The organism is Streptomyces sp. NBC_01244 (genome assembly GCF_035987325.1).
Lineage (GTDB): Bacteria > Actinomycetota > Actinomycetes > Streptomycetales > Streptomycetaceae > Streptomyces.
Genome location: NZ_CP108488.1, coordinates 5,222,313 through 5,246,948 on the forward strand (window position 1 = coordinate 5,222,313; position 24,636 = coordinate 5,246,948).

The 24,636-nt window shown below is 73.1% G+C and carries 23 protein-coding genes; 11 read left to right on the forward strand and 12 right to left on the reverse strand.

Going from position 1 to position 24,636, the window contains the following annotated elements:
- Positions 1-154: 154 nt before the first annotated feature.
- The gene (locus OG247_RS23580) at positions 155-1,156 is read left to right on the forward strand and encodes a diacylglycerol kinase (protein ID WP_327257587.1); all 1,002 of its coding nucleotides are present in this window, start codon (positions 155-157) and stop codon (positions 1,154-1,156) included.
- A 23-nt stretch (positions 1,157-1,179) separates the two neighbouring features.
- The gene (locus tag OG247_RS23585; RefSeq protein ID WP_327254124.1) at positions 1,180-1,881 is read left to right on the forward strand and encodes a hypothetical protein; all 702 of its coding nucleotides are present in this window, start codon (positions 1,180-1,182) and stop codon (positions 1,879-1,881) included.
- Between the two features lie 106 nt (positions 1,882-1,987).
- Here the strand turns inward: OG247_RS23585 and OG247_RS23590 are convergent, their stop codons facing one another.
- Complete coding sequence (locus OG247_RS23590) at positions 1,988-2,515, reverse strand: GbsR/MarR family transcriptional regulator (RefSeq protein ID WP_327254125.1); 528 nt, start codon at positions 2,513-2,515, stop codon at positions 1,988-1,990.
- Positions 2,516-2,578: 63 nt separating this feature from the next.
- On the opposite strand from OG247_RS23590, the gene OG247_RS23595 reads away from it, so the two are divergent.
- A complete protein-coding gene (locus tag OG247_RS23595) occupies positions 2,579-3,493 on the forward strand; it encodes an ABC transporter ATP-binding protein (RefSeq protein WP_327254126.1) in 915 nt (304 codons plus the stop codon).
- On the forward strand, positions 3,490-5,076 hold the full coding sequence (locus tag OG247_RS23600; RefSeq protein WP_327254127.1) for an ABC transporter permease: 1,587 nt from the start codon (positions 3,490-3,492) through the stop codon (positions 5,074-5,076). The genes OG247_RS23595 and OG247_RS23600 overlap by 4 nt, the downstream gene beginning before the upstream one ends.
- 70 nt (positions 5,077-5,146) lie before the next feature.
- Here the strand turns inward: OG247_RS23600 and OG247_RS23605 are convergent, their stop codons facing one another.
- The 10 genes from OG247_RS23605 to OG247_RS23650 form a co-directional block, all read right to left on the reverse strand.
- Positions 5,147-5,815: a response regulator transcription factor gene (locus OG247_RS23605; protein WP_327254128.1), complete on the reverse strand. Its 669-nt coding sequence runs from the start codon at positions 5,813-5,815 to the stop codon at positions 5,147-5,149.
- Complete coding sequence (locus tag OG247_RS23610; protein WP_327254129.1) at positions 5,812-7,137, reverse strand: sensor histidine kinase; 1,326 nt, start codon at positions 7,135-7,137, stop codon at positions 5,812-5,814. The genes OG247_RS23605 and OG247_RS23610 overlap by 4 nt, the downstream gene beginning before the upstream one ends.
- Positions 7,138-7,226: 89 nt before the next feature.
- Positions 7,227-7,901, reverse strand: a complete 675-nt coding sequence (locus OG247_RS23615) for a response regulator transcription factor (RefSeq protein WP_327254130.1) — start codon at positions 7,899-7,901, stop codon at positions 7,227-7,229.
- The gene (locus OG247_RS23620; protein ID WP_327254131.1) at positions 7,898-9,256 is read right to left on the reverse strand and encodes a sensor histidine kinase; all 1,359 of its coding nucleotides are present in this window, start codon (positions 9,254-9,256) and stop codon (positions 7,898-7,900) included. The genes OG247_RS23615 and OG247_RS23620 overlap by 4 nt, the downstream gene beginning before the upstream one ends.
- Positions 9,249-10,589 carry an acyltransferase family protein gene (locus tag OG247_RS23625; RefSeq protein ID WP_327254132.1) on the reverse strand — a complete coding sequence of 447 codons (1,341 nt, stop codon included), beginning with the start codon at positions 10,587-10,589 and terminating at the stop codon, positions 9,249-9,251. The genes OG247_RS23620 and OG247_RS23625 overlap by 8 nt, the downstream gene beginning before the upstream one ends.
- The gene (locus OG247_RS23630; protein WP_327254133.1) at positions 10,582-11,580 is read right to left on the reverse strand and encodes an alpha/beta hydrolase; all 999 of its coding nucleotides are present in this window, start codon (positions 11,578-11,580) and stop codon (positions 10,582-10,584) included. The genes OG247_RS23625 and OG247_RS23630 overlap by 8 nt, the downstream gene beginning before the upstream one ends.
- A 183-nt stretch (positions 11,581-11,763) precedes the next feature.
- Positions 11,764-12,201 carry a nuclear transport factor 2 family protein gene (locus OG247_RS23635; protein ID WP_327254134.1) on the reverse strand — a complete coding sequence of 146 codons (438 nt, stop codon included), beginning with the start codon at positions 12,199-12,201 and terminating at the stop codon, positions 11,764-11,766.
- Positions 12,202-12,271: 70 nt separating this feature from the next.
- Positions 12,272-14,023, reverse strand: coding sequence for a protein kinase domain-containing protein (locus tag OG247_RS23640; protein ID WP_327254135.1), 1,752 nt, complete (start codon positions 14,021-14,023; stop codon positions 12,272-12,274).
- A 576-nt stretch (positions 14,024-14,599) separates the two neighbouring features.
- Positions 14,600-15,037, reverse strand: coding sequence for a MarR family winged helix-turn-helix transcriptional regulator (locus OG247_RS23645; RefSeq protein ID WP_327257588.1), 438 nt, complete (start codon positions 15,035-15,037; stop codon positions 14,600-14,602).
- A gap of 202 nt (positions 15,038-15,239) precedes the next feature.
- Positions 15,240-15,947 (reverse strand): type 1 glutamine amidotransferase family protein, encoded by a 708-nt coding sequence (locus OG247_RS23650; RefSeq protein WP_327254136.1) that lies wholly within the window; start codon positions 15,945-15,947, stop codon positions 15,240-15,242.
- Positions 15,948-16,112: 165 nt separating this feature from the next.
- Here OG247_RS23650 and OG247_RS23655 point away from each other — a divergent pair, with 165 nt between their 5' ends.
- The 4 genes from OG247_RS23655 to OG247_RS23670 all read left to right on the forward strand — a co-directional run bounded on the left by OG247_RS23655 (position 16,113) and on the right by OG247_RS23670 (position 21,822).
- Positions 16,113-17,465 carry an aspartate aminotransferase family protein gene (locus tag OG247_RS23655; protein ID WP_327254137.1) on the forward strand — a complete coding sequence of 451 codons (1,353 nt, stop codon included), beginning with the start codon at positions 16,113-16,115 and terminating at the stop codon, positions 17,463-17,465.
- A 297-nt stretch (positions 17,466-17,762) separates the two neighbouring features.
- Complete coding sequence (locus OG247_RS23660) at positions 17,763-18,443, forward strand: GntR family transcriptional regulator (RefSeq protein WP_327254138.1); 681 nt, start codon at positions 17,763-17,765, stop codon at positions 18,441-18,443.
- The gene (locus OG247_RS23665) at positions 18,440-20,989 is read left to right on the forward strand and encodes a glycosyltransferase family 2 protein (protein ID WP_327254139.1); all 2,550 of its coding nucleotides are present in this window, start codon (positions 18,440-18,442) and stop codon (positions 20,987-20,989) included. Before OG247_RS23660 ends, OG247_RS23665 begins: the two co-directional genes overlap by 4 nt.
- A gap of 182 nt (positions 20,990-21,171) precedes the next feature.
- Complete coding sequence (locus tag OG247_RS23670) at positions 21,172-21,822, forward strand: hypothetical protein (protein WP_250744899.1); 651 nt, start codon at positions 21,172-21,174, stop codon at positions 21,820-21,822.
- 57 nt (positions 21,823-21,879) lie between these two features.
- On the opposite strand, the gene OG247_RS23675 is transcribed toward OG247_RS23670, so the two are convergent.
- On the reverse strand, positions 21,880-22,605 hold the full coding sequence (locus tag OG247_RS23675) for an SLATT domain-containing protein (protein WP_327254140.1): 726 nt from the start codon (positions 22,603-22,605) through the stop codon (positions 21,880-21,882).
- A 268-nt stretch (positions 22,606-22,873) separates the two neighbouring features.
- Here OG247_RS23675 and OG247_RS23680 point away from each other — a divergent pair, with 268 nt between their 5' ends.
- From OG247_RS23680 to OG247_RS23690, 3 genes are all read left to right on the forward strand, one after another.
- Positions 22,874-23,218 (forward strand): YbaB/EbfC family nucleoid-associated protein, encoded by a 345-nt coding sequence (locus tag OG247_RS23680; RefSeq protein ID WP_327254141.1) that lies wholly within the window; start codon positions 22,874-22,876, stop codon positions 23,216-23,218.
- A 108-nt stretch (positions 23,219-23,326) separates the two neighbouring features.
- Entirely contained in the window at positions 23,327-23,926 is a 600-nt protein-coding gene (recR, locus tag OG247_RS23685) for a recombination mediator RecR (protein WP_243330636.1), read from the forward strand.
- On the forward strand, positions 23,919-24,566 hold the full coding sequence (locus OG247_RS23690) for a DUF5063 domain-containing protein (protein WP_327254142.1): 648 nt from the start codon (positions 23,919-23,921) through the stop codon (positions 24,564-24,566). The genes recR and OG247_RS23690 overlap by 8 nt, the downstream gene beginning before the upstream one ends.
- The last annotated feature ends 70 nt before the right edge of the window (positions 24,567-24,636 follow it).

The following is a 24,636-nucleotide window of genomic DNA, read 5'->3' on the forward strand; positions in this document are numbered from 1 at the left end:
CCAAGGTCAGGGGGCGTACGACGATGTACACCGCAGGCTGAGCCGTCGGACCGGTACCCCGGAATAGACGAAGGCCCTGGCGCAATAGCGCAAGGGCCTCTTGCACAAAGATGCTACCCGAGGAAGGACCGAGGTGTCGGCTCCAGAGCCCACCATGAGCCATGCGGGCGCGCCGGTAGGCGGCCTGCTCGTGCTCGTCGACCCGGTCGCCCGCCGTCTTGACGGCGAGTCCGTGCGAATCGCGAAAGATGTGTTGTCAGCGGGAGCGGCAGCGAAAATTTGTCTCCCGGACTCGCAGGAGGAGTTTGCGCGGGCCCTCGCCCGCCGGGGTCATCGGCAGCCGGTGATCGTGGGCGACGACCGCGCGCTCGTACGGGCCGTCGGGCTGCTGCACCGGGAGCGGGCGCTGTCCGAGGGGGCCGTTTCGCTGATTCCGGTGGGGCCCGCGGGGTCGCTGGTACTGGCGCTGCAGCTCGGCGTGCCGCTGTCGGCCGTGTCGGCCGCGCGGGCGGTCCTGGACGGGGCCGTCGGCATGCGGGACCTGCTGGTCGACGACAGCGACGGGGTGGTGCTGGGCGGGATCGGCATCCCACCGCCGCCCGCGGGGGCCGCGGCCAGGTCCCGGTCGGGGTCCGGTGGCGTGCCGCGGCCGGCCGGGCCGTCGGTGTGGAACGCGTACCGCTCGCTGGTCCGTACGTTCGTCCGCCCGCCGGCCGGTGCGTCCTCCGCGGGCGGATCCGGCGGGGGCCACCGGCTGCGGGTGGAGGCCGACGGGGTGGTCCTGGCGGATGTGGACCGGATGGTGGAGGACGTCACCGTGTCGGCCCGGGAGGGCGACGGGCTGGCGGACGTACTGGTCCGGATGGGGGCGGTCACGGCGCTGGGCCCCGGCTCCGGTTCTGGCTCCGGCTCCGGCTCTGGCCCTGGCTCCGGTCCCGGGGCCGGTTCCGGCTCGGACTCCGGTGCCGGTTTCGGCGCTGGCTACGGTTCCGGGTCCGGGTCCGGCCGGGTGGTGCGGGCGCGGGCGTCGGCCGTGACGGTGTCCGGGGAGGATTTCCGCTACCGGTCGGACGTCGGCATCACCGGTCCGGTCCGCCGCCGTACGTGGACCTTGCACCCGGGGGCGTGGGGGCTGACACTGCCGCTGCAGCGCTGACGAGGGGGAGGGAGGGCGGGGCCATGGCGGAGACCGTGGGCGTGGGTGAGGGCGTGGGCGTGGGTGAGGCACCCGGGCCCGTACCCGAGCCGGTAGCCGTAACCGTAGCCATGCCCGGCCCGGGTTCGGCGGATGATCCGGGCGGTGCCGGGCCGCCCGGGGAGGCGGCCGTCCGGGATGCGCTCGGTGACTGGCGGCAGGACGCCCTGCTGATCTGTCTGCTGCCGGTGCTCTGCTGGCCCGCACTGGTCGGGGCCCTCGTCACCCGCCCCGCGCCGTTGCGGGTGGTGCTGCTCGGGCTGCTGGGCCTGCCGCTGCTCGTCGGACTCCGGGAGCTGTACGTGGTCCGGCGCGTGCGGGGCCTCCTGCGAGCCCCGGGGCTGCGCTGGGCCCCGTACGAGGTGCGGGTGCTGCGCGGACGCGGGCTGCCGCCGCTGCTCGCCCTGGGCGGCGACGGAGCGGGCCGGGTGCTGACCCTGGGGCCCCTGGGGCGGCGGGTGCTGGCGCCCCAGGGGCCCCAGGCCTGGCGCCGCAGCGACCCGGACGCCGTCCCGCCCCCGGGCGCGGAGCCGGACACCTCCGGCCCGCCGGCGGAGCGGTTCGTGTGGCTGGCCGGGGATCCGGGGCCCGGGGCCGTGGTGTGGGCGCCGTGCGCCCGGGGGCTGGGCCGGGCGCGGAGGCCGTGGCGGACGGGTGTGCTCAGGCGGAGGCGGCCGCCTCGATGAGGTCGCAGACCGGGCCGGGCCGGGCCGGGAGGCCAGGGAGGCGTGGCTCGCGTCGAGCTCGACGGTCTGCCTGCCGCCATGGCGCCGCTGCCGACACCCGTCCGGGTCACGGCAGGTTCAGGGTCGCGCGGTGCGTGCGCCAGCGGTCCATCAGGCCCAGGAGTTCCGCCTGCATGAACTCGAAGAACGCCGCCGTCTCGGCGATCCGGGTGCCCGCGGGGGAGTCGGGGCCGAGGCTGGCCGCGCCGTCGCGGAGGGTCTTCTCCCAGAGGGTCAGGATCTGGTCCCGGCGGGTGAAGGTCTCGTACCAGAGCTCGTTGTGCAGCACGTAGCGGTCGCGTCGTGAGCCCGGCTCGCGCTCACGGCTGACCATGTTGACCTGGGACAGGTAGGAGACGGCTCCCGATACCGCCGCGGGGCTGATCCGCAGCGCCTCGCCCAGTTCCGCCGAGGTCATCGCGCCGCCGTCGCTCGCGAGCAGCCGGGCGAAGACGCGCGCCGCCATCCGCTGCATCCCCGCCTCGGTCAGCTGCGCGGCGAACCGCTCGACGAAGCGGGAGACCGCTTCCTCGTCCCGGGTGTCCGCATCGCTCTGTACGTCGTCGTTCACGTTGTCGTTCACGTCTTCAGCCACCCTCCCGACTTTACGTGATTTCCGACCTTCACAAAATTGTGAAAGAAGCGTACGTTCGGAGTCATGGCGAAGGCAATCAGCGTCGCCGGACTCCACAAGGAGTTCGGTCGCACCCACGCACTGGACGGCCTCGATCTCGCGGTCGCCACCGGAGAGGTGCACGGATTCCTCGGCCCCAACGGCGCCGGCAAATCCACCGCGATCCGGGTGCTGCTCGGCCTGCTGCGCGCCGACTCCGGCCTCGCCCGGCTGCTCGGCGGCGACCCGTGGGCCGACGCCGTCGAACTGCACCGCCGCATCGCCTACGTACCCGGCGACGTCACCCTCTGGCGCAACCTCTCCGGCTGCGAGGTCATCGACCTCTACGGGCGCCTGCGCGGCGGCCGCGCAGGCCTCGACCGGGCGCGCCGAGCCGAGCTGATCGAGCGGTTCGAACTCGACCCGACCAAGAAGGGCCGTACGTACTCCAAGGGCAACCGGCAGAAGGTCGCCCTCGTCGCCGCCTTCGCCGCCGACGTGGAACTGCTCATCCTCGACGAGCCCACCTCCGGCCTCGACCCGCTGATGGAGGAGGTCTTCCGCAGCTGTGTCGCCGAGGCCCGGGCCGCCGGCCGCACCATCCTGCTCAGCTCGCACATCCTCAGCGAGGTCGAGACCCTCTGCGACCGGGTCAGCATCATCCGCAAGGGCCGGACGGTCGAGACCGGCAGCCTCGCCGAACTGCGCCACCTCACCCGTACGTCGATCAGCGCCGAGCTCGCCGGACCACCCAACGGGCTCGCGCACCTGCCCGGCGTCCACGACGTGGAAGTACGGGGGCGGAAGATCCGCCTCCAGGCCGACACGGACAAGCTGGACGCCGTACTGCGGTCGCTGGCCGCCTCGGGGGTACGGTCCCTGACCGCGACCCCGCCGACCCTCGAAGAGCTCTTCCTGCGCCACTACGCCCGGGACGACGAGGCGGGAGAGCTGCGATGAATCGCCGCCGACTGGCCGGGACCGGCACCCTGCTGCGCCTCGCCCTGCGCCGCGACCGCGTCATGATGCCGGTCTGGATCCTGGCCGTGGCCGCCCTGCTGCTCAGCCTGCCCGCCTCACTCGAATCGGTGTACGGGACCCCGGCCGAACGGACCCGGCTGCTCTCCACCCTGAGCACGAACGGCTCGCTCCGCGCCCTCTACGGCCCCGCCTTCGGCGATTCGGTCGGCGCGCTGACCGCCTGGCGCGGCGGGGTCTTCGCCGGGCTGCTCGCGGGGGTCATGAGCCTGATCATCGTGATCCGGCACACCCGAGAGGAGGAGGAGACGGGCCGTCAGGAGCTGTTGTCGGCAGCGATGGTGGGGCGCAGGGCTCCGCTGACGGCAGCCTTGCTGGCGGCCCTCACCGCCAACGCGCTGGTCGCTCTCCTCGTCACGGCCGGGCTCGCCGGCCGGGGTGCGGGCGGAGCGCTCGCCCTCGGGCTCGGGATCGGCGCCACCGGGATGCTGTTCGCGTCGGCGGCCGCCGTCACGGCGCAGCTCACCGAGAGCGCGCGGCTCGCCAAGGGCCTCGCCGGGGCGCTGCTCGGCGCGGCCTTCGTCCTGCGCGCCGCGGGGGACGCGGGCTCCGCGGACGGTTCGTCGGCGCTGACCTGGATCTCACCGCTGGGCTGGCTGGAGCACCTACGGGCCTTCGCGGCCGAACGCTGGTCGGTGCTCGCCCTGTTCGCGGCGGCCTTCGCCCTCCAGACGGCAGCGGCCTACGCGCTCGCCGGCCGACGCGACCTCGGCATGAGCTTCCTGACGGTCCGCCCGGGCCCGGCCGAGGGACGGCTCGCCGGCGCGGGGGCGCTGGCGTGGCGGCTGCAGCGGGGCGGGCTGCTCGGCTGGAGCCTCGGATTCCTGGTGGCCGGCGCGGTGTTCGGGGCAATGGCGGACGGGGCCATCGAGCTGGTCGGCGACAACGCCAGGACCCGGGAGATCATCGAGCGGATGGGCGGCGCGGGCGGCCGGGTCGGCCTCACCGACGCCTTCCTGGCGACGATGGCCGGGATGCTCGGACTGGTGGCCGCCCTCTTCATCGTGTCGTCGGTACTGCGCCTGGGTGCCGAGGAGTCGGGGCAGCGCGCGGAACCCGTGCTCGCGAACGCCGTCGGCCGCCTGCGCTGGGCCGCCGGCCATCTGGCCGTGGCCTTCGGCGGCGCGGCGCTGATCCTGGTGCTGGGTGGGCTCGGCCTGGGCCTCGGCCATGGCGCGGACCTCGCGCAGACCGTCGGGGGCGCTCTCGTGCAGCTCCCCGCGGTGTGGGTGATCGGCGCCGTCGCGGCCCTCCTGTACGGCGCGGCCCCCGGCCACGCGTCGGCCGCTTGGGCGGTGGCCGGGGCGGTGCTGGCCCTCGGCTGGATCGGCCCCGCGCTGAACCTCCCCCGGGCGGTCCTCGACCTGTCCCCCTTCGCCCACCTGCCCCGGATCCCCGGCTCCGAGGCCCTGACCTGGGCTCCTCCACTGATGCTGACCGCGCTGGCGGCGGCTCTCCTGGCCGCTGCCCTGACCGCCCTGCGTCGCCGGGACCTGGCGGCCTGAGCCCCGATACCCCTTGATCCACTCTCTTCCGAAAAGTTGTCCACAGCTGTGGACAACTTTTCGGAGCAGCCTAAGCGGGGGTCACCAGCCGCGCCTCGTACGCGAACACCGCCGCCTGTGTGCGGTCCCGCAGTCCCAGCTTCACCAGGATCCGGCTCACGTGCGTCTTGATGGTGGACTCGGCGATGATCAGGCGATCCGCTATCTCCGCGTTGGACAGCCCCTGTGCGATCAGCACCAGCACCTCGGTCTCCCGCTCCGTCAGCTCCGTCAGTTCCGTGCCCCCCGCGGACCCCACCTGCGGCCGGGTGTCCGACAGCTTCGAGAACTCCGTGATCAACCGCTTGGTCACGGAAGGGGCCAGCAAGGCCTCCCCGGCGGCCACCACCCTCACCCCGTCGGCCAGTTGACGGGCGGAGGCGTCCTTGAGGAGGAACCCGGAGGCGCCGGCCCGCAGCGCCTGGTACACGTACTCGTCGAGGTCGAAGGTCGTCAGGACCAGCACCTTCGCGTCCGTGTCGGCGGCCACGATCTCCCGGGTCGCCTCCAGGCCGTTCATCTCCGGCATCCGGATGTCCATCAGCACCACATCCGGCTTCAGCGCCGCCACTTGGGCGATGGCCTCCCGCCCGTTCACCGCCTCCCCGGCCACTTCGATGCCGTCCATCGCGTTCAGCAGGACGGAGAATCCCTCACGGACCATCATCTGGTCGTCGACGATGAGCACCCGGATCGTCATGCCGGATCCTTCGCCGTTTCCGGGCGGCTGCCGGCCACGGGTATGAACACCGCCACCTCGAACCCTCCGGAGGCCCGCTCCCCGGCGGTCATCTCCCCTTCCAGCATGGCCACCCGCTCGCGCATCCCGGTGATCCCCTGCCCGGCCCCCGGCGAGGGCCGCACGTCTCCGGTGCCGGCCTCGTTGACGATGCGCAGGCCCAGCCCGCCCAGCACGTACGAGATCTCGACCCCGGCGGAGGCACCCGGCGCGTGCCGCAGGGTGTTGCTCAGGGCCTCCTGGATGATCCGGTAGGCCGAAAGCTCCACCCCCGGAGGCAGTTCGCGCACCGCGCCCGTCACCGTCTTGTCCACGCTCAGCCCGGCCTCCCGCACGTTGGCCAGCAGACCGTCGAGCGAGGCCAGCGTCGGCTGCGGGGCGTCCGGTGCCTCGTAGTCCGCGGAGCGCACGACGCCCAGTACCCGGCGCAGCTCGGTCAGGGCCGCCACCGCGTTCTCCCGGATGGTGACGAACGCGGCCTCCAGCTCCGGCGGCGGATTCTTCACCCGGTAGGGCGCGGCCTCCGCCTGGATGGCCACCACCGACATGTGGTGGGCCACCACGTCGTGGAGCTCCCGCGCGATCGTGGTCCGCTCCTCCAGCAGGGTCCGCCGGTCCCGCTCGACGGCGGTGACCTCCTGCTGCGCGGTGACCTCCTGCTCCGCCTGCTTGCGAATCGTGCGGATGCTCACGGCCAGCAGCGCGATCGCCGAGGCGAAGGCCATCGGCCCGACGTTGATGTTCTGGCCTTGGCCGAGCAGGATCGATGTCCCGATGCCGATCGTCAGCGTGACCACCCACATCCAGCCGGCCGTGCGGGGACTGGTCCGCATCGCCACCAGAGTCACCGTCACGAGGTAGGAGAAGAAGGTGGCGGGGGTCCAGGGCCAGTTGGGATCGGAGCCGTTGACGACCGAGAAGACCATGGTGACCGCCACGGCGACCCAGAACGCTCCCAGCGGCCGCACCAGGGTCATCGCGATCGGGGTTGCCGCGAGCAGTCCCATCACCAGGGAAGCGGCCTGGGGCAGACCGGTGGTGATCGAGGTGAAGACCACCACGAGGAACGCGATCAGGCAGACGACCGCGTGCGGCAGCTGTGCGGCCTCCACCCGTATCCGCTGCGGGAGTCGCCGGGTCAGCGGCCCGTCCGTGCGCATCGGGGGCAGTGGGCGGTAGGCGAAGGCGTCGGTGATCAGAGCCTGGCGAAGGCTCTGGATGAAGCCCGAAGCCAGCCGGATCTCTGGTGTCCGGGGGTTCGCCCCGGGGGTCGTCTCGGTCATGCTCCCCACGGTAGGTGGGCCCTGGCCTGGTCCGCGTCGCCGCTGAAGGGGATTTCCCGGGGTCCCCCTCAAGTACTACCGGGGCTGCCTCAGTAGCCCGTCGGACGGATCAGGCCCGTCTCGTACGCGAACACCGCCGCCTGTGTGCGGTCCCGCAGGCCCAGCTTCACCAGGATCCGGCCCACGTGCGTTTTCACCGTCTGCTCGGCCAGGATCAGGTGTTCGGCGATCTCCGCGTTCGACATGCCCTGGGCGACCAGCGACAGGACCTCCGTCTCCCGCTCCGTCAGCTCGTCGATGCGCGCCTTCGAGGGCGCCCTCGGAGCCCCCAGCCGGGAGAACTCGGTGATCAGCCGCTTCGTGATGTTCGGCGCGAGGAGCGCCTCCCCGGCCGCGATCACGCGGACCGCCTCCGCCAGCTGATCGGCGGATGCGTCCTTGAGGAGGAACCCCGAGGCGCCGGCGCGCAGCGCCTCGTACACGTACTCGTCGAGGTCGAAGGTGGTCAGCACGAGCACCTTCACCGCGGAGCCCGGGGCGGCGGTGATGAGGGAGGTGGCCTCGATACCGCCCATGCCGGGCATCCGGATGTCCATCAGCACCACGTCCGGGGCCAGTTCGGCGACCTTGGCCACGGCCTCGGCGCCGTCGACGGCCTGACCGACGACCTCGATGTCGGGCTGGGCGTCGAGGAGCACGGTGAAGCCCTGGCGGACCATCATCTGGTCGTCGGCGATCATCACCTTGATCGGGGCAGCAGTCATGAGTCCTTCTTCATCGTCTCGGGGGCGGGGGAAGGCCCGCCGCCCGGGGACACGGGATCCATCGGCAGCACGGCGCTCACCTCGTACCCTCCGTCGGGGCGGGGGCCGGCGGCCAGCTCGCCCCCCAGCATGCCCGCTCGCTCCCGCATCCCCAGCAGCCCGTGCCCCGCTCCCATGGTCGGCGGGGCCGGGCGGGTGGGCACGCTGTTGGCGACGCACAGGTGCACATCGCGGGGTCCGTAGGCGATGCCGACCTCCACACGGGAGCCCGGCGCGTGGCGCAGGCAGTTGCTCAGGGCCTCCTGAACGATCCGGTAAGCGGTGAGCTCCACCCCCGGGGACAACGGGCGGCGGATGCCCGCGATCTCGGTGGTGACATCGAGCCCGGCGGCCCGCACGTTGTCCACGAGGCCGTCCAACTCGGCCAGGGTGGGCTGCGGATGGTGCGGGCCGCCGGCCTCGTCGGGGTGCTCGGAACGCAGCACCCCCAGGACGCGGCGCAACTCCGTCAGGGCTTCCACGGCATTCGCACGGATCCCGGCCAGGTTCTCCTTGAGCTCCTCCGACGGGTTCTCCACGAGAAAGGGGGCCACCTGTGCCTGGATGGAGATCACCGACATGTGGTGGGCGACGACGTCGTGCAGCTCGCGGGCGATCCGGCTGCGCTCCTCCAGCAGGGTGCGCCGGGCGCGCTCCTCCTCGGTGAGCGTCTCCTGCCGGACGAGCTGTGTGCGGGCCAGCCGGGTCGCGCGCAGGGCGTAGCCGAGGAGCCCGGTGAAGGCGAAGAGGAGGACGGCCCCGGGGGTGCCGGTGCCGCTGTTCTCCGGCCTGAGGAAGGCCTCGGCCAGCCCGGTGCAGCCGACGACGACGGTGACCGCCCCGACGGTCACCCGGGGCGGCACCCGCAGGGACACCAGCAGCAGCACCGGGGCGAAGGCGAACATCCCGGCGGGCATCCACGGCCAGCTCTGGCCCTGCCCGACGTGCCCGTGGATCTGCCCGGCGACCAGTCCCGCCGCGGTCAGGCCGAGCCAGTACCCGGCCATCGGCCACCGCATCGCGATCACGATGGCCCCGCCGACCATGGTCGCCAGCAGGGACCGGACGGAGCCGTGGACCTCGTAGTGGTTGCTGAGCTGCTCCGTGGTGACGGAGAAGAAGGCCGCCGCCAGATAGAGGAGCACCACGTGCGGGAGCCAGGCCAGCCAGCGCGGTTTCGACATCCTCGGCAGGGGGTCGGCCTTCAGGTCCAGGAGCCCCCGGGCCACGCCCGCCACGACCGCTGCGGCCGAGTTCTGGGCCGGGGCCGGGGCCGGGGGCTCGCTCTGCTCGTTCACGTCGTCCAGCCTAGGCATGGAGGGTCTCCTTGGCGGGAGCCACCGGGCCGGTGACTGTGCTTTCACCGGCCGGAGTTGAGTCGGTGAGGGCGGTGGGGGATGCGTTCCCCGGGGCCGGGGCCGGGGCCGGGGCCGGGGCCGGGGTCGGGGTCCGGGCAGCGGACGAGGCGACGATCCGGGAGGGGGTGGCCGGAGTCCCGGAGGATCCGCGCCGGGTCCGGCCACGGGGGCGGCCGCCGACCTGCTCGTAGGTGTGGAAGGCGGCCCAGCAGACCGCCAGCGCGGCCGCGAACACGGGGAGCCACAGCAGCCGGACGGCTATCCACTGCGCGGAGGCGGGCACGGTGTGCAGGCCGGGCAGATCGGTGGAGACCAGCAGTCCCAGCGCGGTGACGGCCATCATCGCGGTCTGGTGCCACAGGAAGATCGTCATGGCGGACAGGTTCACCAGCGCCACCTTCGCCCAGGCCCGCGGCCGGCTCATCACCCGGGCCAGCGGCCCCCGGAGCAGCAGTGCCAGCCCGCACTGGGCCAGGCCGAACGCCACGGCGGCCAGCGTCGGCGGGTTCAGGTTCGAGATCGCGGCTCCCGGGACACCGACCATCGAGGCGGGGTACCCGCCCCAGAGGATCAGTGCGGCCGTGGCGGCGATCCCGCCGCCCAGCAGGAGGGCGGCCGGGGTGCGCCGGGCGAAGGCGCCCCGGGACCAGGCGGCGCCCAGGGTGTAGGGCACCAGCCAGCCGGCGGCCACATTGACCCAGCCGATCCATTCGGGTCCGCCGAACCCGAAGCGCCAGACGTCGACCGAGGCCACCACGGCCAGCGGCCACAGCGGGCTCAGCCGGGCGACGAGCGGGGTCGCGGCGGTGAGCGCGGCGAAGACGAGGAGGAACCACAGGGGCGACAGGACGAGCTTGAGCAGGGTCCGGACGGTGTCCGTCCCGACACCGCCGAGCAGCATGCCACCGGCGGCGACGCTCCAGAGGACCAGGACGGCGGCGACCGGCCGGAACAGCCTGCCGAGACGCCGGCGGACCCACGGCCCGTACGGGACTCCGCGACCGCGCGCCGACTCGTACCCCTGGGCCGCGACATGGCCGCCGACCAGGAAGAAGACGGCCAGGGTCTGGAACACCCAGGAGACCGGGGCCAGTCCGCTCATGTGGGCCAGCGGGCTGGTGGTGCTGAGGGCGCCGTCGGCGCTGGTCAGTGCGGTGACCAGCCAGTGGCCCAGCACCACGCCGAGGATGGCGAAGGCCCGGAGCGCGTCCACGGCCCGGTCCCGGTGGGCGGGGGTTCCGGCGTCGATGCGGTCCGCGAGAACGGACCAGCGGGTCTGTGGTTCACGCACGCGCACGGGAGACCTCCGGAGCAGCGAGGGCGGACGGGGAGGAGCCGAGCACGATCCCGGCCAGGCCGTTCAGGGACTCGCTGCCCGGCTTGAGGTAGTCGCTGTGGCCGCCGGAACCGGCCGCGAAGGGCAGGGCTCCGAAGGCCGGGTCCACGGGATCGGCGCCGAAGCCGATCCCGCCGACGCGGACGTGCGGGACACCCGAGATCCAGTCGTCGCCGCCCCGGCCGGCCCAGACCCGGGCCCGGGTCGGCAGGTCCGCGGCGGAGCCGGCTCCCGTGCCCGGACTGCCGAACAGCGCGATGTCGGTGACCTCGGGGCCCGTCCCCGTACGGGCACAGACGACGGACCCGTAGGAGTGGCACAGGAGCGAGAGGCGGGCCTCCGGGGCGGCCAGCCGGGCCAACCGGGGAAGGAAGGAGCTCAGTTCGGCGGCGGCCTCGTCGGCGCGGCCGGTGGTCAGGACGACCGGGCTGACCGTACCGGGGGTGTCGTACCCGAGCCAGGCGACCACGGCGGAACGGGGGTGCTCGGCGCGGAGGCGCTGCTGAAGGGCGACGGCTCCGGCGCGGAACCTCTGGTAGGTGTCCAGCGTCGTGTCCGACCCGGGGACCAGGACCGCGACCCGGTCGGCGGTCGCCAGATCGCCGAACACCTCTATGGCCCGGCCCTTGCCGCGCCCGTCGAAGGCGAGGAACCGGGCATCGCCGCCCGCCTCCATCGCCCGGAGCTTCGCCGCACGGCCGGCGCGGCCGGCGTTCTCCGCGGTACTGGCCGCCTCGGCGAGGTTGGCGAGGTGGGCTGCGTACCGGTCGGGGAGGTTGGCGCTCGCGCCGAGGACCGCCGGGGCAGGCGCGGGGACGTCCGGGGACGCGGCGGCGGAAACGGGCAACACCACGGCCGCGGCGACGAGTCCGGCCAGCAGCGTGCGGCGCAGACGGCCGCTGCTGCGGCCGTCGGGACGTGCGGTGGGTCGGGGTCGGCGGCTCATGGATCCGGTCCTTCACTCGTGCCAGAGGGGGCGTTGGTGCGTCGCGTTGTTCTCTGGTCACGAAGTTAGGAATCGGGAGCCCTCGTCGGCGTCCCACTGGAGAGCCCACTTCCCAAGTAGCTCTCAGGTATGACAGGGCTTACTCAGGGGTCAGGCAGGCCCCGCCCGTTGGACGCGGCTCGCTCAGTCCACCGCCAGGAAAGCGGCGAGCGGCTCGGCGAGGGGCTCGGCGAGCGGTTCCACGAGCGGTTCGACGAAACCGGCGCGCCAGCGTGGTGCCGGGTCCTGGCCGGGGCTGGTCCAGTACTCCCGGGCGCCGGCCACCTGCCCGTTCCGTACGGTCCACAGGGAGACGGCGCGGTAGACGACGTGGTCCTGGGGTATCTCCACCTCGGTCACGACGAGATCGCCGTCCGCGAGGATCCGGAGCACGTCGACGGATCTCTCGTCCGCGTAGTCGTCCTCGCTGATGACGGCGATGAAATTGGCGCGACCGACGATGCGTTCGCTGCTCACGGGCCATTCGATCACCGCGTCCTCGGCGATCAGCAGGGCCACTCCGTCCCAGTCGCGTGCCTCGATCCGCTCCCACAGTCGTGCCACTACCTTCAACGGCTCCATGTGCCGCAGTGTGCGGGGGCGCCGCGGAATGCAACAAGCTTTGCTTACAGGCTTATTGACATCGACATAATCAGCGCCGTCGGTACGTGAGCGGGAGGGAGGTGCTGCCGTCGAGCTCCCGCACCAGGTTCCCGTTGGGAAGCAGCCGCAGGGTGCTCCGCCCGCCCGGCGAACACGACGGCGGCGCACCGGAGATCACCGTGGACGGGTCGAGCCCGACGCTGTCGGTGGTGGCGGAGCGCAGCGGCGCGGTCCAGGCGCAGCTGAGTCCTGGGGCCCGGAGGGTCAGGGACATCACGGGGGAGCCGGTCGTTCCGGGGGCGAGTGTGAGCTGCCAGCTCTGGTCGCCGTAGGTGGTCCGCCAGGTGCCGGCGTAGGCCTCGGGGAGCGTGGCCGGAGTGACGGAGGGGGGTGGAGTGGTGCCGGTGCCGGCGCCGGTGCCGGCGCCGATGCCGGCACCGGTCGCGTCCCCCGTGCCCCGCGGGCCGGAGGAGCCGGCCGGGGCGCCGCCGGGGCGGGAGTGGGTCGAACCGTCGCCGGATCCGCTCATGACGGTGTAGACCGTGCCGCCCGCCGCGACGGCGACGACCGCGGCGACGGCGACGAGCAGGGCCGTGGAGAAGGCCGCGGGCCGGGAGCGGGCGCCGGCGGCGAGGCCGGGGCCGGGGCCGGTGCTGCGGCCGGGTTCGGAGGAGGCCCCGGGGCCGGCGAAGGGGTCGGTGCCCGAGCCCGGGTTCGTGCCGGGCACCGGGGTGAGCGTCGGGGCGGGCGCGGGGCTCGGCGTGGACCGGCCCGGTTCCCCCGTGGTGCGCTGGGCGGGGACGGCCGCGCGCTCGGGCCGGTCCGGGCCTGCGTCCACGCGGTCCAGCAGGGCTATGGCGTGCTGCCCGAGCCGTGCGACGAGGGGTGCGGGCAGCCAGGACGCCGGGGTGTCCTTCCGGTCCGCGGCGAGCCGGTCGAGGATTTCGGCGGGGGCGGGCCGGGCGGCCGGGTCCTTGTGCAGGCAATCGCGTACGACGTCCCGGAGGTCGGCCGGTACGCCGGCCAGGTCCGGTTCCGCTTCGGTGACGCGCATCAGGAGCGCGGCGATGCCTCCGGGCTGGTCCGGGTCCCCGAAGGGCAGCCGGCCGGTGGCGGCGTAGGCGAGGACCGAGCCGAGGCCGAACACATCGCAGGCCGGGGTCACGGGGGTGCCGTTGATCTGTTCGGGGGCGAGGAAGCCGGGGGAGCCGAGGAGTTCGCCGGTCTGCGTGAGGGCGGGGTCGGCGGTGGCCCCCAGGGCCCGGGCGATGCCGAAGTCGATGACGCGGGGGCCGTCGGCGGTGAGCAGGATGTTGCCGGGCTTCAGGTCCCGGTGGACGAGTCCGGCCCGGTGGATGTCCTGGAGGGCGTACGAGAGCCCCTCGCCCAGGACCCGTACGGAGCCGGCCGGCAACGGGCCGAAGTCGCGGTCCACGGCTTGGCGCAGGCTCGGCCCGGCGATGTAGGCGGTGGCCAGCCAGGGGATCTCCGCGTCGGGGTCGGCGTCGAGGACGGCGACGGTCCAGTCCCCGCCGACGAGTCGGGCGGCGTCGGCCTCGCGGCGGAAGCGGGTGCGGAAGTCGGGGTGGGCGGCGAGGTGGGGGTGGATCAGCTTCACGGCGGCGGTACGGGTGCCTGCGCGGGGGCGGGTCCGGGTGCCGGTGCCCGTGCCCGTGCTGGTGCCAGGGTCGTGTTCCGCGGCGCGGCCGAGGTAGACCTGGCCCATTCCGCCGGTTCCGAGGCGGGCGAGCAGGCGGTACGGACCGATGTGTTCGGCATCGCGCGAGTGCAGTTGTTCCATGACAGGTGGTCCTCCCCCTGGGACTCGCCGGAGCCCGACCATAGTGGGGCCGGGCACGATGCCGGTTGCGGGGGCGGGGTTGCCGCGGGCCGGCCGTGGGGGCGGAGCTGCCGGAATCCAGGACCCACCCGGTACGGGGATTCCACCAGGCCTACGGGCGGGGTGCGTTGGCATGCCGGAGATCGGCTGGACGGTCCTGCCCGAACACCAGGGGTGCGGACCCGGCCGATCGGGCCGTCCGCATCCTGCTCGCACAGGCGCGGGGCGAGGGCCGTGGGGGGCTCGCGCACGCGTCTCCCGCGCCGGGCAACGGCGCCCGGCGGAACTGCGTTCGCAAGGCTGCGCCGCCGGGGCTGCGCCCGGAGGGACTGTCCCTGCCGGGGGTGTGCTCGCCAAGACTGCGCCTGCCGGGGCCGTGCTCGCCAAGACTGCGCCCGCCAGCACTGCCCCCGGCGGGGCTGCGTCCGGTGGAACTGCGTTCGCAGGGCTGCCCCTGCCGGGGCTGCGCCCGCCGGGACCGCCCCCGCCGGGCCTGCCCCCGGCGGGGTCTCACCGGCGAGACCCGAAAGATCCCGCCTACGCCGGGGTGCCGGGTGCGGGTGGCAGGGTGTCCAGGGCGGCCGACAGGCGTTCCAGGACCCGCACCGTTTCGGCGAAGCCGTCTTCGCCGAGGGCCTCCGCGAGACGGGTGGCCAGGGACGCGTGCCCCGGGCCGATCCTGGCGACGGCGGCGCGGCCGGCGTCCGTGGGGCGCAGCAGCTTCGCCCGGCGGTGGGCCGGGTTCGGCACGTACTCGGCGAGGCCCTTGGCGGCCAGCAGGTCGGCGATGCGCTGCACGCTCTGCCGGGTGATGCCCATGGCCCGGGCGATGCCGGCGACGGGGAGGGGCTCGCGGAGCACGGCCCCGAGCACCTGCCACGAGGCCGCGGTCAGCCCGGCCGGGCGGGCCAGCTCCTCCGATACGGAGAGGAACTGGCCGTTGAGCCGGAACACGCCGAGGGCGGTGCGGCTCAGGAGGTCCTGCCGGGTGCGGACGGGGTTCTCCCGCGGCCCTCTGCCGCGCGCCGCCGGAGCCGCGCCGGCGGCCCGCGGCCGTTCTCCGGCGGCTCGCGGATGTTCCCCGGCGGCCTGCGGCCGTTCCCCGGCGGCTCGCGGCCGTTCTTCGGTGGGCGGCTCCGGCCGCTCCGTACCCCGGGGGCGGGGCGGGGGCTGGTGGTCAGGCATTGCCGGGGTCCGCCGCCATCAGGACCGGGTACGCGCTCGCGTCCGAGTCGTGGAACAGGCGGTACCAGGCGTCGAGCACGTGCGGCTCGTACACCCCGAGGCGGGCGAAGACCTCGCGGGCGAACGCCACCGGCTCCGTGGGGCCCGCCGTGATCAGGTCGCCGTCGGTGACCGCGTCGGCCTCGACGTAGCGCTCGGCGCCCCCGTAGCCGGGCTGGCCGCCGAGGTAGAAGGGGGCCGCGCTGGTGTGCGTACGTCCGTCCAGGACTCCGGCGCGGGCCAGGCCCGCCGTGGCTCCGCAGATCGCGGCGACCGGGACGCCCGCCGCCAGGAACTCCTCGGCCTTCGCCGCGAAGGGAGCCAGCTCGTCGCCCGTGTCCCACAGTCCGGCGCCGGTCAGGACGAGGAGGGCGGACTCCTCGGGGCGCAGGTCCGCCAGGGCCAGGTCGGGCTGGATGCGGAGGCCGCCCATCGTGGTGACGGGCCGTCCGGCGGTGGCGCCGACCGTGCGGACCTCGTAGCCGTGCTGGGTCAGGTGCGCGGTGGTGTGGCCCGTCTCCCAGTCGGCGTAGGTGTCGTACACCGCCACGTGGACCGTGGGGCGGGGCTCCGCCCGCGTCCGGTCCTCTGTCTGAGCCCGGTTCTCCGCCTGCGTCTCCGCCTGCGCCTTCGCGTGCGTCTGCGCCTGGGTCTCGCTCATCGTGCTCGCCTCCGGTGTCGCCGTCGCCGTGCGCCTATGACAGTAGGCTGCCATCATGACAGCTTGCTGTCAATCCCTCCCCAGACAGACTGCCGAGACCCGCCCCCCACCCGCATACAGACCGCCGATATCCCTCCCCACCTGCACACTTCTACGGTTGCGGCCATGACCCCTCACGTCACCCCGGGCGCCACCGTCAAGGCCGCCGACCGCGCTCACGTCTTCCACTCCTGGTCCGCCCAGGCCCTGATCGACCCGCTCGCCGTGGCCAAAGCCGAGGGGTCGCACTTCTGGGACTACGACGGCAAGCGCTACCTCGACTTCTCCTCCCAGCTGGTCAACACCAACATCGGCCACCAGCACCCCAAGGTCGTCGCCGCGATCCAGGAGCAGGCCGCCAGGCTCTGCACCCTGGCCCCGGGCTTCGCCGTCGACGTCCGCTCCGAGGCCGCACGCCTCATCGCGCAGCGGACCCCCGGCGACCTCGACAAGATCTTCTTCACCAACGGCGGCGCCGAGGCCGTGGAGAACGCCGTCCGCATGGCCCGGCTGCACACCGGCCGGCAGAAGGTGATGTCCACCTACCGCTCGTACCACGGCGCCACCTCCGCCGCGATCAACCTGACCGGCGACCCGCGCCGCTGGCCCTCGGACACGGCCGCCGCCGGCGTCGTGCACTTCTGGGGACCGTTCCTCTACCGCTCGCCCTTCCACGCGACCACCGAGGCCGAGGAGTGCGCGCGCGCCCTGACACACCTCGCCGACACCATCGCCTTCGAGGGCCCGGCGACGATCGCCGCGATCATCCTGGAGTCGGTCCCCGGCACGGCCGGGATCATGACCCCGCCCCCCGGCTACCTGGCCGGCGTGCGCGAGCTCTGCGACCGCTACGGGATCGTCTTCATCCTGGACGAGGTCATGTCGGGATTCGGCCGGACCGGCAAGTGGTTCGCCGCCGAGCACTTCGACGTCACCCCCGACCTGATCACCTTCGCCAAGGGCGTCAACAGCGGCTACGTCCCGCTCGGCGGCGTCGCGATCTCCGGCGCGATCGCCGAGACCTTCGCCACGCGCCCCTACCCCGGCGGGCTGACCTACTCCGGTCACCCCCTCGCCTGCGCCGCCGCCGTCGCGACGATGAACGCCATGGAGGAGGAGGGCATCGTCGAGCACTCCGCCCACCTCGGCGAGAACGTGATCGGCCCGGCCCTCGCCGAGCTCGCCGAGCGCCACCCCTCGGTCGGGGAGGTGCGGGGTCTGGGCACCTTCTGGGCCCTGGAACTCGTACGGGACAAGGAGACGCGCGAGCCGCTCGTTCCCTACAACGCCGCGGGCGCCGACAACGCGCCGATGGCCGAGTTCGCCGCGGCCTGCAAGGCGTCCGGGCTGTGGCCGTTCGTCAACATGAACCGCACCCACGTCGTCCCGCCGTGCAACATCACGGAAGCGGACGCGAAGGAAGGCCTGGCCCTGCTGGACGACGCGCTGACCGTCGCCGACCGGCACGTTTCGGCCTGACCGAGGTCTCGCCGACGCCCGGCGGGGCGCGAGCGAGCCTGCCGCGCACCCCCGGGACCGAGGCCGGGGGTGAGGCCCGGACGGGCCGCGCACAGCCTCCGAACAGGCTGGGAGCAGCGAGGGCGACCCTGCGCGGGTGCCCCGAGCGGGCCCCGCGCAGGGGTGAATGATCAAGACGAGAAGCGCGGTCCGTCCGGATAACGGGCACTAAATCCACATAGCGGCCACAAACCGATCGGTTTCGGCCGTGCCGCCTGGCCTAAGGTGTCCGAAGCCCACAGATGGAGACGGACCCCTATGCCAGGCAGCGGCCCTGTCACCCGCAACACACTTCGCCAGCAGATCGCGGACGCGCTGCGTGACGAGGTGCTCGCGGGGCGTCTGGCGGCAGGGAGCGAATTCACCGTCAAACAGATCGCGGAGCAGTACGAAGTCTCCGCGACCCCCGTCCGCGAGGCCCTCGTCGATCTCTCCGCGCAGGGCCTGCTCGACTCCGTCCAGCACCGCGGCTTCCGCGTCCGAGTCTTCTCCGTGGATGATTTCCGGGGCATGATCGAGGCTCGTACGTTGATCGTGGAAGGCATCTTCCGCAGGCTCGTGGAACGCGGCACCGCCCCCGGCTCCGGGGAACGGCTGGTCTCGGTGCGCCGCCGGGCGGAGGAGGCGCAGCGGGCGGCGCTGAACGGCTCGCTCGACGTGCTGATCGGCTACGACCTGCGCTTCTGGAGGGAGCTGAGCGGGCTGGTCGGCAACATCTACATCTCCGAGTTCCTGCACCGGATCCGGGTCCAGTGCTGGGTTTTCGCCGTGCCCTACCTGAAAGCGGAGCCGGACCTGCGCTCCGACCTGTGGGCCGGCCACAACGAACTGATGGACGCGGTGACCCGCGCGGACGCCGAGGAGGTACGACGCCTCGTGCACGCGTACAACCAGCACGGTCTCGACTGGGCCGCGGGCCTGAAGGCGACGGGCGCGTGAGCGGCGAGAGCGCCGTGAGCGCCGACCAGGAGAACCTGAGCGCCGACCAGGACAAGCGGGTCCCCGCCGGTACGCGGTGGCTCGGCGCCGTCGGGCTGTCCGTCGTCATCCCCGCTCCCGTCCCGGAGCAGACCCTCACCACCCTGCGCGAACACCTCGACGCCCACTGCGGCACGGGCCCCGGCGCCTGGGAACTCATCGTGGTCACCGGCGACGCGGCCGCCCCGGCCGCGACCGCGGCAGCCGCCGCGGAACCCCGGATCCGGCTGATCCGCCTCGGCGACGGCGACGCCGACGACCGCGACAGCGACGACAACGACGCCAACGACAGCGGCGACAGCGCCCGCGACAGCCGGGCCGCCAGCGGCAAGGGCGCCGCCCTCCGCGCCGGAGTGCTCGCCTCCACGGGCGACCGGGTGCTGCTCACCGATGCCGCGCTCGGCACCCCGCTCGACGAGCTGGCCCGCCTCGAGGAAGTCCTGGACCCGGGCACGGACGGCGACCCGGGCACGGACGCCGCACCCCCCGCCGTGGTCCTCGGCCGATCCCGGAACCGCCTGGTCCGCACCCTCGGCATCCCCGGCATACCGGGATTCCGCGCCGACACGTGCGCCTTCGCGCTCTTCGACGGCGACCGCGCCCGCGCGGCCTTCGGCGCCTCCACCCTCGACGGACCGGCCATCGACGCCGAGGTCCTGCGCTGGGTCCGCCGCCAGGGCTGGCACGTGGCGGAGGTCGAGCTCCCCGTGCGCCGCGGCCACACCGGGACGGCCGGCGCGAGCGCCCCGCGCCCCGACCGCCGCCGCGCCCTCGGCGACCTGTTCCGCCTCAACGCCGGCGGCCTCGCCGTGGCCGCCGCCTTCATCGCGCTCTCCCTCTACGTCTTCCAGGGCCTGTGGACGGACCTCGACGGCGCCTATCTCGCGGACGCGCTCCAGGACCAGAACCAGTGGGAGTGGTTCGTCGGCGTCACCACCGACAACATCACCCACCTCCGCAACCCGCTCTTCACCCTCTCCCAGGGCATGCCCGACGGCGTGAACCTGATGGCCAACGCGACGATGCTCGGCCTGAACGTGCCGCTGATCCCGGTCACGCTGCTCTTCGGCGAGACGGTCACCTTCGCGCTGGTCCTCACGCTCGGCATGGCCGCCAGCGCCTGGACCTGGTACTGGCTGATCCGCCGCCGGTTCGTGCGCAGCCGCTGGGCGGCCGCCGCGGGCGGGGCGCTCGCCGCCTTCGCGCCGCCGATGGTCTCGCACGCCAACGGCCATCCGAACTTCGTCGTCCTCTTCATGATCCCGCTGATCATCGACCGGGCCCTGCGCCTGTGCGAGGGACCCCGTGAAGGTCGCGGTGTGACGCGTGACGGGGTACTGCTCGGGCTCTTCGCGACGTACCAGATCTTCATCGGCGAGGAACCGCTGCTCATCGCCGCGCTCGGCATGCTGGTCTTCTGCCTGGCCTACCTCCTCGTCGCCCCCCGCCGCGCCCTCGCGGCGGCGCGGCCGCTGGGCTCCGGTCTGGTCGTGGCGCTCGCCGTGTGCCTGCCGCTGGTGGCCGTCCCGCTGTACTGGCAGTTCTTCGGCCCGCAGAGCTACCACTCGGTCCTGCACGGGGACAACGCCGGGAACAGTCCGCGCGCCCTGATCGAGTTCGCCTCGCGCTCGCTCTTCGGCGACCCCGAGACGGCCGGCAAGCTCTCCCTGAACACCACCGAGCAGAACGCCTTCTACGGCTGGCCCCTCCTCGCCTTCGGCGTGGCCGTGTGCGTGTGGCTGTGGCGGAGCAAGGCCGTACGGGCCCTCGCGATCACCGGCTTCGTCGCGCTCCTGCTGTCCCTCGGGCCGTGGGTGCCCGTACCCCGTACGGAGATCGTGCTGCCGGGCCCGTGGCGCCTGATGATCAAGCTGCCGCTCTTCGAGTCGGTGATCGAGGGGCGCGTGGCGATGGTGTGCGCCCCCATCCTGGGCCTCCTGCTCGCCCTCGCGCTCGACCGGATCCTCCGGCTGCCCGCGCGCGAGCTGCGGACGCTGGGCCTGCTGGGCGCGGCGGCCGCGCTGATCCCGGTCCTGCCGCTGCCGCTGACCGTACGGGACCGCGCGCCGGTGCCCGCGTTCATCACCTCCGGGGACTGGAAGCGCTACGTGAAGGACGGGGAGGCACTCGTTCCGGTACCGCTGCCGGACCCGGGACAGGCGGACGCGCTGCACTGGCAGGTGGAGGCGGACTTCGGCTTCCGGCTGGCCGGCGGCTACTTCAACGGCCCGTGGGGACCCGACCGGATCGGCATCTACGGGGCCACCCCGCGGCACCTCTCGAACCTCCTGCGCGACGTCCGCTACGGCGCGCAGCCGCCCGAGGTCGACGCCTCCTGGCGGGGGCAGGCCCGCCAGGACCTGGAGTACTGGAAGGCCGGCGCGGTCGTCCTGCCCCGCCAGGACCGGGACACGGAACTGCGGGAACTGATCACCGGGCTGCTGGGCCGGGAGCCGGAGCAGGTGCGCGACGTGTGGGTCTGGAGGGTGGGCCCGGGGGAGCCGTAGCCGCGGATCCGGCGTGGATCCTGATCTGATCCGGCGTGGATCCCGATTGGATCCGGCCTGGATCCCGATCGGATCAGGCGCGGTTCGCGTACAGCGCACCTTCGGGTCTGCCCACCCCTTCGCTGAGCGTGTCCGGCGCACTACGCTGGCCCGATCGGCGACAACGACTGATCGGAGGCCGAGTGGCCTGTGACCTGTGGCTGGTCCCCCTTGTCGACGTGCTGTGCCACAGCCCCGACAACCCCTTCGCGGAAGAGATCGCCTCGTACGACAAGGCGCTGGGTGAGGCCGGACTGCCGTCCGTGCCGGTGTTCGCGTACATGCCGGGGCTGTCCGGGGACGTCGCCCCGGTGGCCGGTTTCGACTACGACGCCCTGCACTTCCTTCGGAGGGCGTACCTGCTCCAGATCTGCGGGCTGCCGGTGACCCCGGTGGACGAGCTGGGCGGGGACTACGAGCAACTGCTGGAGATGTTCGAGCCGACGGCGCAGCAGTCGCACCTGGTGTGGCACTACGACCACGCGGGGGCCTACGTCCCCGTGGACTTCGCCTACCCGCTGGCCAACGAGGAGCTGCTGGCCGGGGGCGGGCCGCTGGGGTCCGCGCAGGGGCTGCTGCGCGAGCTGGCGCTGGTGGCTCCCGCGATCGGGATAGACCCCCGGAACCCGCCCCTGGCTCCGGCGCCCCCGGGGCGCCCGACGTCACTGGAGGAGCCCGCCGGGCCGATCCCGTACGACGACAGTCCCTTCGCGCGGGAGCGGCACGTCTGGCTGGGCCTGCACGCGGCGGCCACCCGGAGCCTCGGCCAGGGCTCGATGATCATCTTCAGCTGACGCGGTTCCCCCGCACGGGACGGGCCGGCTCCGCGCGACGGAGCCGGCCCGTCCCGTTCAGCGCGGCTGCTCCGGCGGTCTCTGGCGGGGCATGTTCGGGCGGGTGCCCGGGGGGAGCGGGAAGCGGGCCGGCGGGACGTACGCGTCCGAGCGCGATCCGCCCGCGCCCAGGGACTGCATGACCAGCGGGGCGGGGCCGGAGCTGAACTCGACCATCCACTCCGCGGTCTCCGACCGCACGAGCTCGGTCACGTCCTCCGAGAACCGGCGCAGCACGGTCAGACATCGCTCCGCGGCCTCGCTGGCGGTGCCCTCCGTCGGGCCCAGGATCTCGCGCACGTTCTCCGTGGCCCAGTCGAACTGCAGGGTCTGCAGTCGCCGCTGGACGGCCTGCGCCGTCGCCACGTCCCGCATCCAGCCCGAGGTCAGGCCGAAGAACCGGTCGCAGGCCAGGCAGGCCGCGCCCAGGAGCAGTGCGAGGTAGCCGTACGAGGCCGCCCCGGGCACGGAGCCGGTCAGCTCCAGCAGCGGCATCGCGGCGCCCGTGACCGCGCCGGCGGCGGCCCCGATCCGCAGGATCCGGGCCCCCCGGCGCTTCCACGCCCGGTCCGACAGGTACCACTCGGCGGTGCGCAGCGCGTCGGCCTCGACCCGCCGGTAGAGCTCGTCGAGCCGCTCGGCGGGCTCGCCCCAGTCCCCGAGAGGGAACGGCCGGCCGGTAAGGTCGCCGTCCTCTGCGGGATCCCGGGGTGGCCCCTCGGGCTGCATCTCCGGCTGACTCACCCGGGCACTCCCTCTGCCTGCGCTGAACGTGTGGTGGTGCGCGTGTGCGCAATGATGCGCATGCTCTTCCTACCTTCGAATGAGACGCGATGGGCGCCGATTCCCGGGATTTCCGCCCGCAAGGAGGGTGCCATCAGGTACGCGCACGCCCCGTCTCTCACTCGAAAGAGTTGGTCCTCACGGCGTAGGGCGCGGCGCCCGGGGAGCACGTAGGCTCGGATTGACCAAGCCGCCGGCGCTTGGCCCGACGCTACGGAGTGAGTGACCTGTGATTCCCGGTGGTGGTCAGCCCAACATGCAGCAGCTGCTCCAGCAGGCCCAGAAGATGCAGCAGGACCTTGCCGTGGCGCAGGAGGAGCTGGCGCGGGCCGAGGTGGAGGGCCAGGCCGGCGGCGGCCTGGTGAAGGCGACCGTCACCGGTTCCGGTGAACTGCGCGCGCTGGTGATCGACCCGAAGGCCGTCGACCCCGAGGACACCGAGACGCTCGCGGACCTGGTGGTCGCGGCGGTCCAGGCGGCCAACGAGAATGCGCAGACGCTCCAGCAGCAGAAGCTGGGCCCGCTGGCGCAGGGGCTGGGCGGCGGCAGCGGTATCCCCGGCCTTCCCTTCTAGGCACCGTCTCCAAGCCCGTCCCGTTCGTTCCAACCGTCCCGACCGCCCCGACCGTCCCGCCAGAACTCTTCAGACCACTTCAGACCAGAACCGAAAGAAGGCATTCCGTTGTACGAAGGCGTGGTCCAGGACCTGATCGACGAACTGGGCAGGCTGCCCGGCGTCGGGCCCAAGAGCGCGCAGCGGATCGCCTTCCACATCCTGCAGGCCGAGCCCACCGATGTCCGCCGCCTCGCGCACGCGCTGCTGGAGGTCAAGGACAAGGTCCGGTTCTGTGCGGTGTGCGGGAACGTGGCGCAGGAGGAGCGGTGCAACATCTGCCGCGATCCGCGCCGCGATCTGACGGTCATCTGTGTGGTCGAGGAGTCGAAGGACGTCGTCGCGATCGAGCGGACCCGCGAGTTCCGGGGCCGGTACCACGTCCTCGGCGGCGCGATCAGCCCGATCGAGGGCGTCGGCCCGGACGATCTGCGCATCCGGGAGCTGCTGGCGCGGCTCGCGGACGGTTCGGTCACCGAGCTGATCATCGCGACCGACCCGAACCTGGAGGGCGAGGCGACCGCCACCTACCTCGCCCGCATGATGAAGCCCATGGGCCTGAAGGTCACCCGCCTGGCCAGCGGGCTCCCCGTCGGGGGAGATCTGGAGTACGCGGACGAGGTCACGCTCGGGCGGGCCTTTGAAGGAAGGCGACTTCTCGATGTCTGACGCAACGCTGCACGCCCTGGGACAGGATCCGGACGACTTCGCGGCTTCGATCGCGGATCAGATCGAGTCCTTCATCGTCGCGGTCACCGAGGTGGCCAAGGGCGAGGACCCGGACAGCGCGGTGCCCTTCCTCCTCCTGGAGGTGTCCCAGCTGCTGCTGGCGGGCGGCCGGCTCGGTGCCTACCAGGACGTCCTGCCCGACGAACGCTACGAGCCCGACCTGGGCCCGGAGCCGGACGTGGACGACCTGCGCGAGCGGTTCGCGGTGATGCTGGAGCCGGTCGACGTCTACTCGGAGGTCTTCGACCCCTACGAGCCGCGGAAGGCCCCGGTCCCGCACCGGATCTCCGACGACCTGGCGGACGTCGTCGCCGACCTCCGGCACGGCCTCATCCACCACCAGTCGGGCCGGATCACCGAGGCGCTGTGGTGGTGGCAGTTCTCGTACTTCACCAACTGGGGACCGACGGCATCGGCCACGCTGCGCGCCCTCCAGTCACTGATCGCACACGTCCGCCTCGACCAGCCGCTGGCCGCGCTGGACGGCCTGGACACGGACGAGGACCTCGCGGAGGACGAGCTGGCGGAGCAGGCCGGGCAGGTCATGGCCGAGGAGCTCGGCGGACTCGGCCGGAAGTAAACGCCCCGGTGGGGGAACGTTTGCTGTGATCTTTTCGTCTCATGATGTGGTACGAGGCGGTCGTATCGCG